11 protein-coding genes are annotated in these 14,107 nt (G+C 62.2%); 7 read left to right on the top strand and 4 right to left on the bottom strand.

Annotation, left to right across the window (positions count from 1 at the left end; all coding sequences use genetic code 11):
* Window positions 1–22: 22 nt before the first annotated feature.
* Genes clpX through tig form a run of 3 tightly spaced genes read right to left on the bottom strand, consistent with a single transcriptional unit; the run spans window position 23 to window position 3,300 of the window.
* Window positions 23–1,294 carry an ATP-dependent Clp protease ATP-binding subunit ClpX gene (gene clpX, locus AC3QL2_RS21355; protein WP_493232332.1) on the bottom strand — a complete coding sequence of 424 codons (1,272 nt, stop codon included), beginning with the start codon at window positions 1,292–1,294 and terminating at the stop codon, window positions 23–25.
* A gap of 38 nt (window positions 1,295–1,332) precedes the next feature.
* Window positions 1,333–1,977 (bottom strand): ATP-dependent Clp endopeptidase proteolytic subunit ClpP, encoded by a 645-nt coding sequence (gene clpP, locus AC3QL2_RS21350; RefSeq protein ID WP_481114550.1) that lies wholly within the window; start codon window positions 1,975–1,977, stop codon window positions 1,333–1,335.
* Window positions 1,978–1,998: 21 nt separating this feature from the next.
* Complete coding sequence (gene tig / locus AC3QL2_RS21345) at window positions 1,999–3,300, bottom strand: trigger factor (protein WP_493232331.1); 1,302 nt, start codon at window positions 3,298–3,300, stop codon at window positions 1,999–2,001.
* A gap of 387 nt (window positions 3,301–3,687) precedes the next feature.
* On the opposite strand from tig, the gene AC3QL2_RS21340 reads away from it, so the two are divergent.
* The 3 genes from AC3QL2_RS21340 to AC3QL2_RS21330 all read left to right on the top strand — a co-directional run bounded on the left by AC3QL2_RS21340 (window position 3,688) and on the right by AC3QL2_RS21330 (window position 8,472).
* Window positions 3,688–5,610, top strand: coding sequence for a PrkA family serine protein kinase (locus AC3QL2_RS21340; protein ID WP_493232330.1), 1,923 nt, complete (start codon window positions 3,688–3,690; stop codon window positions 5,608–5,610).
* A gap of 64 nt (window positions 5,611–5,674) precedes the next feature.
* Window positions 5,675–6,943 carry a YeaH/YhbH family protein gene (locus AC3QL2_RS21335; protein WP_493232329.1) on the top strand — a complete coding sequence of 423 codons (1,269 nt, stop codon included), beginning with the start codon at window positions 5,675–5,677 and terminating at the stop codon, window positions 6,941–6,943.
* Window positions 6,940–8,472: a SpoVR family protein gene (locus tag AC3QL2_RS21330; RefSeq protein ID WP_493232328.1), complete on the top strand. Its 1,533-nt coding sequence runs from the start codon at window positions 6,940–6,942 to the stop codon at window positions 8,470–8,472. The genes AC3QL2_RS21335 and AC3QL2_RS21330 overlap by 4 nt, the downstream gene beginning before the upstream one ends.
* Here the strand turns inward: AC3QL2_RS21330 and AC3QL2_RS21325 are convergent.
* Window positions 8,469–9,752 (bottom strand): right-handed parallel beta-helix repeat-containing protein, encoded by a 1,284-nt coding sequence (locus AC3QL2_RS21325; RefSeq protein WP_493232327.1) that lies wholly within the window; start codon window positions 9,750–9,752, stop codon window positions 8,469–8,471. The genes AC3QL2_RS21330 and AC3QL2_RS21325 overlap by 4 nt on opposite strands.
* Between AC3QL2_RS21325 and AC3QL2_RS21320 the strand changes: the two genes are divergently transcribed.
* The 4 genes from AC3QL2_RS21320 (at window position 9,732) to AC3QL2_RS21305 (ending at window position 14,049) form a co-directional block, all read left to right on the top strand.
* Window positions 9,732–10,718 (top strand): DnaJ C-terminal domain-containing protein, encoded by a 987-nt coding sequence (locus AC3QL2_RS21320; protein WP_493232326.1) that lies wholly within the window; start codon window positions 9,732–9,734, stop codon window positions 10,716–10,718. The two genes, AC3QL2_RS21325 and AC3QL2_RS21320, sit on opposite strands and share 21 nt — an antisense overlap.
* A 28-nt stretch (window positions 10,719–10,746) precedes the next feature.
* A complete protein-coding gene (locus tag AC3QL2_RS21315) occupies window positions 10,747–12,009 on the top strand; it encodes a peptidase U32 family protein (RefSeq protein WP_493232325.1) in 1,263 nt (420 codons plus the stop codon).
* Between the two features lie 97 nt (window positions 12,010–12,106).
* On the top strand, window positions 12,107–12,325 hold the full coding sequence (gene rpmE / locus AC3QL2_RS21310; protein WP_493232324.1) for a 50S ribosomal protein L31: 219 nt from the start codon (window positions 12,107–12,109) through the stop codon (window positions 12,323–12,325).
* A 140-nt stretch (window positions 12,326–12,465) separates the two neighbouring features.
* Window positions 12,466–14,049 carry an ArnT family glycosyltransferase gene (locus AC3QL2_RS21305; RefSeq protein WP_493232323.1) on the top strand — a complete coding sequence of 528 codons (1,584 nt, stop codon included), beginning with the start codon at window positions 12,466–12,468 and terminating at the stop codon, window positions 14,047–14,049.
* Window positions 14,050–14,107 lie beyond the last annotated feature (58 nt).

Genomic DNA, 14,107 nt, shown 5'->3' with positions numbered 1-14,107 from the left:
TGCGAAAAACTTCTGCTTGATGTCAGTTGGAGCCGGAGACCTTGGGTTGATCGGCGTAGATCAGGATCGGCTTGGCGCTGCCATCGATCATGCCCTCGTCGATCACTACCTTGGAAACATTTTCCATGGAAGGCAGTTCGTACATCGTGTCCAGCAGCGTGGCTTCGAGAATCGAGCGCAGGCCGCGGGCACCCGTCTTGCGCTTCAGCGCCTTGCGGGCAATCGCCTGCAGGGCAGCCGGACGCACTTCGAGTTCGACGCCTTCCATCGAGAAGAGTTTCTGATACTGCTTGATCAGCGCGTTCTTCGGTTCGATGAGGATCTGGATCAGCGCATCTGCGTCCAGTTCCTGCAGCGTCGCGACCACCGGCAGACGACCGATCAGTTCGGGGATGAGGCCGAACTTGATCAGATCGCCGGGTTCCACTTCACGCAGGGACTCGGACAGATCCTTGTTCTCGCTGCTCTTCACTTCCGCGCCGAAACCGATGCCGACCTTCTCGGTACGGTTGCGGATCACCTTGTCGAGGCCGTCGAAGGCACCGCCACAGACGAACAGGATGTTGGTGGTATCCACCTGCACGAAATCCTGGTTCGGATGCTTGCGGCCGCCCTGCGGCGGAACCGACGCGATGGTGCCTTCGATGAGCTTCAGCAGGGCCTGCTGCACGCCTTCGCCGGACACGTCGCGGGTGATCGACGGGTTGTCGGATTTGCGGGAGATCTTGTCGATCTCGTCGATGTAGACGATGCCCTGCTGGGCCTTGTCCACCTCGTAGTCGCATTTCTGAAGCAGCTTCTGGATGATGTTCTCGACGTCCTCGCCGACATAACCGGCCTCGGTGAGGGTCGTCGCATCCGCCATCACGAAGGGCACATTGAGAAGGCGTGCCAGGGTCTGGGCGAGCAGGGTCTTGCCGGAGCCCGTCGGGCCGACCAGCAGGATGTTGCTCTTCGACAGCTCGACTTCGTCATGGGTCTTCGACAGGTGGCGCAGCCGCTTGTAGTGGTTGTACACCGCCACGGAGAGGATGCGCTTTGCCGAAGCCTGGCCGATCACGTACTGGTCGAGGATCGCGCTGATCTCCTTCGGAGACGGCAACTCGCCCTTGACACCCTTGGCACCGCCGGTGTCTGCAGTAATCTCATCGCGAATGATGTCGTTGCAGAGCTCGATGCACTCATCGCAGATGAACACGGACGGACCCGCGATCAGCTTGCGGACCTCGTGTTGGCTCTTGCCGCAGAACGAGCAATACAAGAGCTTTTCACCGCTTGTTTTCTTGTCCGCCATTACTGCCCTTTCTCTCTGTACTTGAAGCTAGAAGACCATCAAACCACGTCGTTGCGGCTGGTCAAGACCTTGTCCACCAGACCGTAGCGGACGGCTTCTTCCGAAGACATGAAGTTGTCCCGGTCGGTATCGCGTTCGATCTGCTCGACAGCCTGGCCGGTGTGCTTGGCCAGCATGTCGTTGAGCTTGGCGCGCAGGGACAGGATTTCGCGGGCATGGATCTCGATGTCCGACGCCTGGCCCTGGAAACCGCCCAGCGGCTGGTGAATCATGATCCGCGAGTTGGGCAGCGAGAAACGCTTGCCCTTCTCGCCGGCCGCCAGCAGGAAGGCGCCCATGCTCGCAGCCTGCCCGATGCACAGCGTGCTGACATTGGGCTTGATGAACTGCATGGTGTCGTAGATCGCCATCCCTGCAGTGACCGAACCGCCGGGGGAGTTGATGTAGAAGAAGATGTCCTTGTCCGGGTTTTCCGACTCAAGGAACAACAACTGGGCAACGATCAGGTTGGCCGTTACATCATTGACCGGACCAACCAGAAACACCACCCGCTCCTTGAGAAGACGCGAGTAGATGTCGTACGAGCGCTCACCACGGCCGCTCTGTTCGACAACCATCGGGATCAGGCCGAGGCCGACCGGGTCCCAGTCAGTACGGGAATTCGGGGGTGTAAAGGGATTCATTTGCCGTTGCCTTCCGCGGAATTAAGCCGCATTACCCATCAAGTCGTCAAAAGAAGTGGCGACATCGGTCGTCTTGGCATTGCTGACGACCCACTCGACCACATTGTCCTCGATCACCAGAGCCTCGGCCTGGGCCAGGCGCTGGGGCTGCGAGTAGTACCAGCTCACGACCTCAGTCGGGTCTTCGTAGCTTGCTGCAAAATCTTCGATCACGGCACGGATCTGCTCGGGCTTGGCCAGCAGGTCCTTGCTCTTGACCAGCTCGGACATGATCAGGCCCAGCTTGACGCGACGCACGGCCTGCTCGGCAAACCAGGCGGGCTCGATCGGCAGGTCCTTGGTCTTCATGCCGCGGGCCTCGAAATCCTTCTTGGCGTTCTCAGCCAACTGATTGGATTCCTGCTCGACCAGCGCCTTCGGCACTTCGATCGGATGGGTCTCGATCAGCACGTTCATCACACGCTCCTTCAGCTTGGCCTGCACGCGGCGCTTCACTTCGCGCTCCAGGTTGGCCTTCACTTCTTCGCGCATCTTGGCCACATCACCGTCGGCGACGCCCAGGGACTGGGCAAACTCCGCATCGATCTCGGGCAGCTTGGGCTCTTCGACCTTCTTCAGCACGACTTCGAACTGCACGGTCTGATCAGCCAGGTGGGCAGCGTGGTAGTCAGCCGGGAAGGTCATGTCGAAAGTCTTGCTCTCGCCGATGTTCAGGCCCAGCACAGCGGTTTCGAAATCCTTGAGCATCTGGCCGCCGCCGATCACGAACGGGAAATCGGTCGCCTTGCCACCGTCGAACTCGACACCATCCTTGCGGCCGGTAAAGTCCACCGTCACGCGGTCGCCGTCCTGGGCAGCACGCTCGACGGGCACGAAAGTGGTGCGTTGCTTGCGCAGCACGTCCAGGGTCTTGTCCACTTCGGCGTCGCCGACGGCCAACTGGGGGCGCTCGACTTCCTGGCTGCTCACGTCACTGATCACGACTTCCGGGTAGACCTCGAAAACGGCGCTGAATTCCAGCACGTCGGTCGCGGTGGATTCCTTCGGCTCGATGCTCGGGTAGCCCGCCACGCGCAGGCTCTGGGCACGGATCTGTTCGCCAAGGGCCTTTTCGACGGCAGCGCCGATGGCCTCGGAGCGGGCCTGCGGGCCGTAGGACTGGGCGACCAGACGGTACGGCACCTTGCCCGGACGGAAGCCCGGCATCTTGACGGTACGAGCCATCTGCTTCAGACGCGCCTCGACATCCTTGTCGATTTCGGACAGCTGGACGGACATGTCGATACGGCGCTCGAGCGCGCTCACGGTAACCTGGTTGCTCATGAAAAGATAATTCCCTGATCGTTCTTGACAAAAACGCTCCGCAAGCAGGACAGACAACACGTAGCAAAACATGTGCCGCCTATCTCCTCCTGCCGGACGGAGTCGTCGGAAAAACCTTTAGTCTAACACAGGCCTTTGCTCCATCCGCAGCCCCCGCGCCAGTGCTTGGCTTTAGGGCGATAGATGTGAAAAACTGCCCCACACAATGCGGAACTCCATTTATCTTTCTGCTATCACATGGAATGAAATGGCCGTGTTCGTCAGCCTCCACGGCAAATGCGACTAGCTTCACGAGGTGCTCAAGTATCTGCGTCATCAACCGTATGTCCCGTACATACATGGCGACCCCGGCGCCCCGGTCCGGGTCCGTGCCCCAGGAGACCTTAGATGAGTATCTTTACCAGCTTCCAGGCCCGCTTCGAGTCCGCCAAGGAAGAGGAAATGTCTGTCCAGGAATACCTGGAACTGTGCAAATCCGATCCCGTGGCCTACGCGACGTCCGCCGAGCGCATGCTGCAGGCCATCGGCCAACCGGAGCTCGTCGACACCCGGCTCGACCCACGCCTGTCACGCATCTTTTCCAACAAGATGATCAAGATCTATCCGGCCTTCCGTGACTTCTACGGAATGGAGGAGTCGATCGAAAACATCGTGTCGTATTTCCGACATGCGGCACAGGGACTGGAGGAAAAGAAACAGATCCTCTACCTCCTCGGCCCGGTCGGCGGCGGGAAGAGTTCCCTGGCCGAGAAGCTGAAGAGCCTGGTGGAGAAGATCCCGTTCTACGCGATCAAGGGCTCGCCGGTGCATGAATCGCCGCTGGGCCTGTTCAGCTCGGTCGAGGATGGGGCGATCCTGGAGGACGACTACGGGATTCCGCGGCGCTACCTCAACACCATCATGAGCCCGTGGGCGGTCAAGCGCCTGCACGAGTTCAACGGCGACATCACCAAGTTCCGCGTCGTCAAGCTGCGCCCGTCGGTGTTGCGCCAGATCGCGGTTGCCAAGACCGAACCGGGCGACGAGAACAACCAGGACATCTCGTCTCTCGTCGGCAAGATCGACATCCGCAAGCTCGAGCAATACTCCCAGGACGATCCGGACGCCTACTCCTACTCCGGCGGCCTGTGCCTGGCCAACCGGGGCCTGCTCGAGTTCGTCGAAATGTTCAAGGCGCCGATAAAGGTGCTGCACCCGCTGCTCACCGCAACGCAGGAAGGCAACTACAAGGGCACCGAAGGCTTCGGCGCGATCCCCTTCGACGGCATCGTGATGGCCCACTCCAACGAGTCCGAGTGGATGGCCTTCCGCAACAACCGCAACAACGAGGCCTTCCTCGACCGCATCTACACCGTGAAGGTGCCGTACTGCCTGCGGACTTCCGACGAGATCCGCATCTACGACAAGCTGCTGGCCCACAGCTCCCTGTCCAACGCCCCCTGCGCGCCGGACACCCTCAAGATGATGGCCCAGTTCGCGGTGCTGTCGCGGCTCAAGGAACCCGAGAACTCGAGCATCTTCTCCAAGATGCGCGTCTACGACGGCGAGAACCTGAAGGACACCGACCCCAAGGCCAAGAGCTACCAGGAATACCGCGACTACGCGGGCGTGGACGAAGGCATGAACGGCCTGTCCACCCGCTTCGCCTTCAAGGTGTTGTCCAAGGTCTTCAACTTCGACCACCGGGAAGTGGCGGCCAATCCGGTACACCTGATGTACGTACTGGAACAGCAGATCGCCCAGGAACAGTACCCGCCAGAGAACGAAGCCCGCTACCTGGCCTTCATCAAGGAGTTCCTCGCCCCCCGCTACGCCGAGTTCATCGGCAAGGAGATCCAGACCGCCTACCTGGAGAGCTACAGCGAGTACGGCCAGAACATCTTCGACCGCTACGTCACCTACGCCGACTTCTGGATCCAGGACCAGGAATACCGTGATCAGAACACCGGCGAGATCCTCGATCGCAACGCGCTCAACGACGAGCTCGAGAAAATCGAGAAGCCGGCGGGCATCAGCAACCCGAAGGACTTCCGCAACGAGGTGGTCAACTTCGTGCTGCGGGCTCGCGCCAAGAACAGCGGCAAGAACCCCAGCTGGACCAGCTACGAGAAGCTGCGTGCCGTCATCGAGAAGAAGATGTTCTCCAACACCGAGGACCTGCTGCCGGTCATCAGCTTCAATGCCAAGGCCAGCGGGGACGAGCAGAAGAAGCACCAGAACTTCGTCAATCGCATGATCGAAAAGGGCTACACCGAGAAGCAGGTACGCTTGCTGTGCGAATGGTATTTGCGCGTCCGCAAGTCGTCTTGATCGTCCGCTCGCCGGCGCCCGACAGGGCTGCCGGCGGTGAACGCCAACAATTCGGGAGGCTCGAATGGTTCGTATCATCGACCGCCGGTTCGACAGCAAGAACAAGAGTGCTGTAAACCGGCAGCGATTCATGCGCCGCTTCAAGAACCAGATCCGTGAAGCCGTGGCCGACGCAATATCCGGCCGCTCAATCAAGGATCTGGACAACGGCGAAAGTGTTTCCATTCCGAGCAAGGATCTGTCGGAACCCCAGTTTCATCACGGTCGCGGCGGCATCTGGGAAAACGTCTTCACAGGCAACGACCAGTTCTCGTCTGGCGACCAGATCAACCGGCCACAGGGAGGCGGCGGAGGCGGAACCGGCAAGGGCAAAGCCAGCAAGGACGGCGAAGGCGAGGACGATTTCGTCTTCAACCTGTCGCGAGAGGAGTTCCTCGACGTCTTCTTCGACGACCTGGCCCTGCCCAACCTGGTCAAGACCCAGCTGGCCCGCATCCACGAGTACAAGAGCCAGCGCGCCGGCTTCACCAACGACGGCACGCCAGCCAACATCAACGTGGTCCGCTCCCTGCGCGGTGCCCTGGGCCGCAGGCTGGCCCTCGGCTCACCGTATCGCGGCCAGTTGCGGGAGCTGCAGCAGCAACTGGACGAACTGCTTGAAACGCGCCCGGAGGACGATCCGGAAGTCCTCAAGCTGAAGGACGAAATCGGCATCCTGCGCGCCAAGATAGAGGCCATCCCCTTCATCGACACCTTCGACCTGCGTTACAACAACCGGATCAAGGTGCCCAAGCCGACCACCCAGGCCGTGATGTTCTGCATCATGGACGTGTCAGGCTCGATGGATGAGGACAAGAAGGCCACGGCCAAGCGCTTCTTCATGCTGCTCTACCTGTTCCTGACGCGCACCTACGAGCACATCGAAGTGGTGTTCATCCGCCACCACACGATCGCCAAGGAAGTGAACGAGGAAGATTTCTTCCACTCCCGCGAGTCCGGCGGCACAGTCGTCTCCAGCGCGCTCGAGATGATGAAGGACATCCTGCACGCCCGTTACCTGAACGGCGCCTGGAACGTGTACGGCGCCCAGGCCTCGGACGGCGACAACTGGGAGAACGACTCGCCGCACTGTCGCGAACTGCTCGCCGACACCATCCTGCCCTTCGTCCAGTACTTCGCCTACATCGAGATCACGCCGGGCGAGCCACAGAACCTGTGGCGGGAATACGAAAAGCTGATCGGCGCCCACCCCAACTTCGCCATGCAGCACATCGAGGGCCTGCCGGACATCTATCCGGTGTTCCGGGAACTTTTCAAGAAGAAACTCGTATGAGCGCGAAAAGACAGAAACGGAAGCAGCCCCTGCCCGCCCCCGGCGAATGGACATTCGAACTGATTGAGGCCTACCACGCCGAGATCGACCGTGTGGCCAGGAACTACGGGCTGGACACCTATCCCACCCAGATCGAGCTGATCACTTCCGAGCAGATGATGGACGCCTACTCGTCGGTGGGCATGCCCGTCAATTATCACCACTGGTCCTTTGGCAAGAGCTTCCTGCAGACAGAAAAAAGCTACCGACGCGGGCAGATGGGGCTGGCCTACGAGATCGTCATCAACTCCAACCCCTGCATCGCCTATCTCATGGAAGAAAACACCATGACGATGCAGGCACTGGTGATCGCCCACGCGGCCTACGGCCACAACAGCTTCTTCAAGGGCAACTACCTGTTCAAGCAGTGGACAAATGCCGACGCGATCATCGACTACCTGATCTTCGCCCGCAATTACCTCACCGAGTGTGAGGAGCGCTACGGCGAGGAGGAGGTCGAACTGCTGCTCGACTCCTGCCACGCGCTGATGAACGTCGGCGTCGACCGCTACAAGCGCCCGGAAAAGCTGTCCCTCAACAAGGAACTGACCCGCCAGCGGGAACGCGCCGAGTACCTGCAAAGCCAGGTCAACGACCTGTGGCGGACGCTGCCAACGGCCCACGTCAAGACCCAGGCCGTGGAGCAACGGCGTTTTCCCTCCGAACCCCAGGAAAACCTGCTCTATTTCATCGAGAAGAACGCACCGCTGCTCGAGCCCTGGCAGCGCGAGGTGGTCCGCATCGTCCGCAAGGTCGGGCAGTACTTCTTCCCACAGCGCCAGACCCAGGTGATGAACGAGGGCTGGGCCACCTACTGGCATTACACCCTCATCAACACGCTGTACGACGAGGGCCTGCTGGCAGACAACTTCATGCTGGAGTTCCTGCACTCCCACACCAACGTCGTCTATCAGCCCAGCTACAACGAGCCCTGGTATCACGGCCTCAACCCCTACGCGCTGGGCTTTGCGATGTGGCAGGACATCCGCCGGATCTGCGAGAACCCCACCGACGAAGACCGCTACTGGTTTCCGGACATCGCCGGCAGCGACTGGCGGGAAACCTTCGACTTCGCGATGCGCAACTTCAAGGACGAGAGCTTCATCGCTCAGTTCCTGTCACCCAAGGTCATGCGCGACTTCCGCCTGTTCGCCATCCTCGACGACGACAAGGAGTCCAAACTCAAGGTGTCGGCGATCCACGACGAGGAAGGCTATCGCCGGGTGCGGGAGATCCTGTCCGACAACTACAACCTGGGCAGCCGCGAGCCCAACCTGCAGGTCTGGAATGTGGACCTGCGTGGCGACCGCTCGCTGACGCTCCGCCACCAGGCCTATCAACGCCGCCCGCTCAGCGGCGATGCGGACGAAGTGCTGAAACACGTCGCCCGCCTGTGGGGTTTCGCAGTGCGCATGGAAGTCGCCCGCGAGGATGGCTCCGTGGAAGTCCTGCACGAGTGCCGCCAGGAACGGCGCAAGACGGACGCCTAAGGCTGGAACGCCCCGGGCACGGCCGGCTGCCCCGCCGGCCGCTGCTTGGTATTGGCGGGGTGGACATACTCGCGGCGAGGCACGAGCGAGACGCCCTCCGCACTGCCCGGATCGACCGTATTTTGCGCGCCTTCGAGCTTCGGTCTGTATCCGCCAGCCGCCAGGGCTAAACTTGTGTCGGCTCCGTGGACGAACCGGTTTCCCGCTTCCACGGGAAAGGCATTCGCGCTCCACGGTAGCCGCCTGTCGTGAATCCGATGGACGCTCTGCCGAATCCGGCCTTCCACGCACGGCAATCCTGAACAGGCACTCACCAGCAGGTTGTTGAACGCCTTCACCAACACCCGCTCCGGCGACGACACCGTCAGGAACTCACCCCCAGCAGGGAGCGTATCCACCAGCGTGTTGCTGGACAGGAATATTTCATTCTGCTCGTACAGCAGGCCCTCTTCACCAAACGCGATCATGCGGTCGTTTTCCGTACCCGCCGACTGCTGGACTAAATTACCGATCAGCAACACCGTACCGCCGTTCGGAAAATCCAGCTCGTAGCTGGCCCGCCCCTCCTTCTCGTCGGTGATCCGGTTGTATTCGACCAGATTGAACCGCGCCCTGCTCTTCAAGAGATGGCCGACCAGGCCATGGTGGAAGTAACTGCCCCGCACCTCCAGCCGCGCAATGCGTCCCACGTACAGCAGGTGACTCAAGCGGGGCGTCACCAGTACCCCGTGGGAAAACTCGGAATTCTCGACGATCAACGTCAGCGAACTCCGGTTCGCCGTCAGGATGCCCATCTCGTTGTCATCGAACAGGCAATTGCGCACCGTCAACCGCCCTTGCTCGTGACGAATGCCCGACCCGTTGCGATCCGGCACGCGTGCCCCCCGGAAAGCAATGTTCTCGATGAGCACATCGCCTCCGCGCACGACCCAGATCCCCTTGTCTTCCGCACTCCGCCCGGCCGCCGTAAGGACTGGACGGCCGCCCACACCGCGGATGGTCAGATGAGCCTGATTCCAGACCGCCACATCGCCGTTATAGTTGCCAGCCACAATCTCCACGACGTCGCCGTCCCTGGCCACCCGCGCCGCCTCGGCAACGCTGCGAATGGACTCATCGGGCCCCACGCGCAAGGTGGCCGACCACCCACTGCCGGCGGCAAGGCACGCCATGGCGATCAGTACCCTGCGCAACATCAGCCCCATCGCCTTTCTCCTGTCCCGACCCTCAAGGGTGGCTCCGCCGATTAGAATATCGAAATGCCCGCCGTAAACTTCCATGAAATTCTCGGCGTCGCGCCGGATGCGACCGCTGCAGAAATCAAACGCGCCTACAAACGCCTCGCCATGCGCTGGCACCCGGACCGCAATCCGGCGCCGGAAGCGCATGACGAGTTCCGTCGCGTCCGGGAAGCGTTTGAACGCCTGACGCGACTGCCGGAGCCCGAAGACGCGGACGAACCACCGCCCGGCCCTACGCCCGCCAAGGGCGAGGACCACCGCATGGACATCGTCGTGGACCTGCAGGAAGCTGCCAATGGCGGAACCGTCTCGGTCATGATCGACGGCCGCGTGGACTGCGACGACTGCGACGGCAGCGGCCAACGCAATTATGGCCGTACCACGATGTGCTCCCATTGCCACGGCAGCGGCCGGATTCGCGGCAAGACGGGACTCAAGCCCTGCCCCCATTGCCACGGCAAGGGCTTCACCACCGACCACCGCTGCCCGAGTTGCGAAGGACGCGGCTGGCACCCGGCCGAACGCCGGCTGGCCGTCAACCTACCCCCTGCCATGCTGCCCGGCGACGAACTGCGCGTTGCCGGACAAGGCGGCCCTGCCGTGGATGGCGGCGAGCCCGGTGACCTCTACCTGACGGTCCGGACCCACCCCCATCCGCTGTTCCGCCTGGACCGGCACGACATCCACGTGACGGCCCCCGTCAGCATCTTCCGCCTCCTGGCCGGCGGCACCATCGAAGTCCCGACCCTGCACGGCGTGCAGGAAGTCCTGCTGCCGGAGATGTCCGCCAGGCAGGAAATCCGCGTTCCGAAAGCCGGCTTTCCCGCCCGCGGCCGCCGGCACGCCGGCGACCTCGTGGTCCACCTCGAACCCCAATATCCTTGCTTCCTGAGCAAGGAACAAAAAGCCATGCTCGAAATGGCAGAACAGGTCCTGCAGCACCAACTCGAATCCCAGAGCCCGTCGCTGGCCCAGTGGAGAGAGGTGCTGGAGAACCATCGCTGACTCATCGCCCCAACCCCGAATACCTTTCATGCCTCAGAAACACCCGGAACTCCTCGCACCGGCCGGCTCGCTGGCCATGCTCGACACCGCCTTCGCGTTTGGCGCCGACGCCATTTACGCCGGTCAACCGCGCTATTCCCTGCGCGTGCGCAACAACGACTTCGGCGACCTGCCGGTCCTCGCCGACGGCATCCAGCGTGCCCGCACGCTCGGCAAGCGCTTTTACGTGGTCGCCAACATCTATCCCCACGGGGCCAAGATCAAGACCTTCATCAAGGACATCGCACCGGTCATCGCCCTCAAGCCCGACGCCCTGATCATGTCGGACCCCGGCCTGATCCTGATGGTCCGCGAGAATTTCCCCGACATGCCGGTTCACCTGTCGGTGCAGGCCAACACCGTCAACGCGGCTGCCGTGCGCTTCTGGAAGATGGCCGGCATCTCGCGGGTCATCCTGTCCCGCGAACTATCCCTCGATGAGATAGCCAGCATCCGTCAGGACTGCCCCGACACCGAACTGGAGGTCTTCATCCACGGCGCACTGTGCATCGCCTATTCCGGGCGCTGCCTGCTGTCGGGCTACTTCAACCATCGGGATCCCAACCAGGGCAGCTGCACCAACTCCTGCCGCTGGGATTTCAAGACCCACGAAGCCAAGAGTTGCGGCACCGGCGACGTCCATCTGCTCGAAGAGCCGCACAAACGTCCTGGCGAGTACATGCCCATCGAAGAGGACGAACATGGCACCTACATCCTGAACTCCAAGGACCTGCGCGCCATCGAGCACGTCCAGCGCCTCACCGAGATCGGCATCGACTCCTTCAAGATCGAGGGCCGCACGAAAAGCCCCTACTACGTTGCGCGCACCTGTCAGGCCTACCGCCAGGCCATCGACGACGCCGTCGCCGGTCGCGGCCTCGACCCGGTCTTGCTCGGCCAACTCGAAGGCCTCGCCAACCGCGGCTATACGGACGGCTTCTACCGACGCCATACGCCCCACGAAACCCAGAACTACCTGCGTGGCCACTCGGAATCGAACCGCAGCCTCTATGTCGGTGATGTCGTTGGCTACGACAGTGAGCGGGGCCTGGCCGAGATCGCATCCAAGAACGCCTTCGCCGTCGGAGATCGCCTGGAACTGATCCATCCGAACGGCAATCGGGAAGTCGGCGTCACCCGCTTGCTGAGCGCCGATGGCACCGAGATCCAGCGCGTGCCCGGGAGCGACCACCGGGCATGGTTGCCGCTCCCGCCGGACAGCGTCGGCGCTTTCGTCGCCCGCTTCCTGTAAGCCCGCGGCAATCTTGCACAAGACACTGAAATAGTTCAGAATGGTCAGCTTCCGGGTGGCCAAATTCACCACCCACGTACTACACAAAGGACCCGCGATGAAAGCCGATACCCATCCTAAATACACCGAAGTGCAAGTGACCTGCTCCTGCGGCCACGTCTTCATGACCCGTTCCACCATGGGCAAGCCCCAATACCACGTGGAAGTCTGCTCCGCCTGCCATCCGTTCTACACTGGCAAGCAGAAGATCGTTGACACCGCTGGTCGTGTCGAGCGCTTCCGTCAGAAGTACGGTTCCGTTCAGCGCCTGGGCTAATTACCGCGTTTTATCGGTAACACCCGAAAAAGGCAGCTGCGGCTGCCTTTTTTTATTGCCTGCAAAGAAACCTGTCTTTCCGCCCCATGCCCGACGCCAGCCCACGCTTTTCCCTGCCAACCCCGCTGCAAGGATGGGCGTTGGTCGCGCTCCTCGCCATCTACCTGCTGGTCGGCACGACCGGGCACCTGCCCTGGCGGGGTGATGACCTCACCCACCTGGGGCCTATTCATTCCATCCTGAACCACGGCACCTGGCTGCTGCCGGAGATCGCCGGCGAGATCTATCGGGAAAATCCACCGCTGTATTACTGGCTGGGCGCCGGATTGGCCTGGCTGTTCGGCAACACGCTCCCGGTCCACGATGCGGCACGGCTCGCCAGCAGCGTGTTCACCGCAGCAACCCTGTACTGGACCGGGCTGGCCGCCCGTCGCATGTACGGCCCCAACAGCTTTGCGTCGGCGATCCTGCTCGGTCTCGGCGCCCTCGGCCTCGTCGTGCATGCCCATGAGACCCAGCCCATCCTGGCCCAGCTTGCCGGCATGGCACTGTGCTACGCCGGCCTTGCCGAACAAACCGAGCGACCCTGGCGGGCAGCCCTGCAGACCGGCATCGGCAGCGCCATCGCCTTCCTCGCCGGCGGCCTCTCCGGCCTCGTACTCACGACCCCGCTGGTAGCCCTGAGCCCCGTGCTCTGCCCATCCCATCGCTGCCGCACCGGAATCCTCGGCACGCTGCTGAGCCTAGCCATCACCGCCGCAATTGCCGGCCTCTGGCTGGGCGCCGTCACCCTCAATCATCCGGGCGAAATCCCGCTCTGGTGGCACGACGAGTACGCAAGCATTCGCCCCCACCTGAGCAATCTGGCGGCCTTCAACAAGCTGATCCAGCTGCTCGGCTGGTTCTCCTGGCCCTTGTGGCCTATCGCCGGCTGGGCGGTGTGGCGCAACCGCCAGCAATTGCGGCTGGGCACTCCACAGCTGACGCTGCCGATCCTGGCCAGCCTGCTGGCAATCCTGTTCACGGCGCTCACCGGCAGCATCCGGCCGGCCAACATGCTGCCCATCCTGCCGCCCCTGTGCCTGCTGGCTGCCTTTGGCGTCGGAAGCCTCCGCCGCGGCGCCGCCAATGCCTTCGACTGGTTCGGCGTCACGACCTTCATTTTCTTCGGCCTGCTGGTCTGGCTGGGATGGAGCGCGCTGCACTTCGGCTGGCCGCCGGGGCTGGCCCGCCAGGTCGCCCGCATTGCCCCCGACTTTCCAGAGGAGTCCATCGTTGGCGGCGCCGTCATCGGTGCCATCCTGAGCGCAGCCCTGCTACTGCTCCCAGTCCTGACGCGCCGCGGCCCAATGCGCGGCACCACCAACTGGGCATTGGGCCTGACCTTGCTGTGGTGTCTGGCCGTCACGCTGTGGCAACCCTGGTTCGTCTACACCAAGAACTACCAGCCCGTGGCAAGCGATCTGGCCAGAACGCTGAATGGACGCAGCTACGACTGCGTGAAACGTGCCGGCCTCGGCGACACCCAACGGGCAGCACTGGACTACTTCTCGGGCATCCGGACCGTGCGCTACCGTAGCGAGGAGCACTGTAACCTGCTACTCACCTACAGCACTGCAAGCAGCTCACCAAGCGTATCCAAGGACGAGTGGACGCCCATCTGGCAACGCCGTCTGGGTGGAGGACGGAAGACGGAGATCTTCCGGCTCTACCAGCGCAACTGAGGTATTCGCGTGCGGCGTCGTGGGCGCTCACGCAGGCAGCAGCAATCATCCCGCGCAC

This window comes from Zoogloea sp. GW822-FHT05C07 (genome assembly GCF_058800215.1).
This window is presented reverse-complemented; position numbering and strand designations above follow the sequence as displayed.

Excerpts from the sequence above, each read along its gene's own strand:
- clpX (WP_493232332.1), bottom strand. The coding sequence starts at position 1,294 with ATGGCGGACAAGAAAACAAGCGGTGAAAAGCTCTTGTATTGCTCGTTC.
- clpP (WP_481114550.1), bottom strand. The coding sequence starts at position 1,977 with ATGAATCCCTTTACACCCCCGAATTCCCGTACTGACTGGGACCCGGTC.
- tig (WP_493232331.1), bottom strand. The coding sequence starts at position 3,300 with ATGAGCAACCAGGTTACCGTGAGCGCGCTCGAGCGCCGTATCGACATG.
- AC3QL2_RS21340 (WP_493232330.1), top strand. The coding sequence starts at position 3,688 with ATGAGTATCTTTACCAGCTTCCAGGCCCGCTTCGAGTCCGCCAAGGAA.
- AC3QL2_RS21335 (WP_493232329.1), top strand. The coding sequence starts at position 5,675 with ATGGTTCGTATCATCGACCGCCGGTTCGACAGCAAGAACAAGAGTGCT.
- AC3QL2_RS21330 (WP_493232328.1), top strand. The coding sequence starts at position 6,940 with ATGAGCGCGAAAAGACAGAAACGGAAGCAGCCCCTGCCCGCCCCCGGC.
- AC3QL2_RS21320 (WP_493232326.1), top strand. The coding sequence starts at position 9,732 with ATGCCCGCCGTAAACTTCCATGAAATTCTCGGCGTCGCGCCGGATGCG.
- AC3QL2_RS21325 (WP_493232327.1), bottom strand. The coding sequence starts at position 9,752 with ATGGAAGTTTACGGCGGGCATTTCGATATTCTAATCGGCGGAGCCACC.
- AC3QL2_RS21315 (WP_493232325.1), top strand. The coding sequence starts at position 10,747 with ATGCCTCAGAAACACCCGGAACTCCTCGCACCGGCCGGCTCGCTGGCC.
- rpmE (WP_493232324.1), top strand. The coding sequence starts at position 12,107 with ATGAAAGCCGATACCCATCCTAAATACACCGAAGTGCAAGTGACCTGC.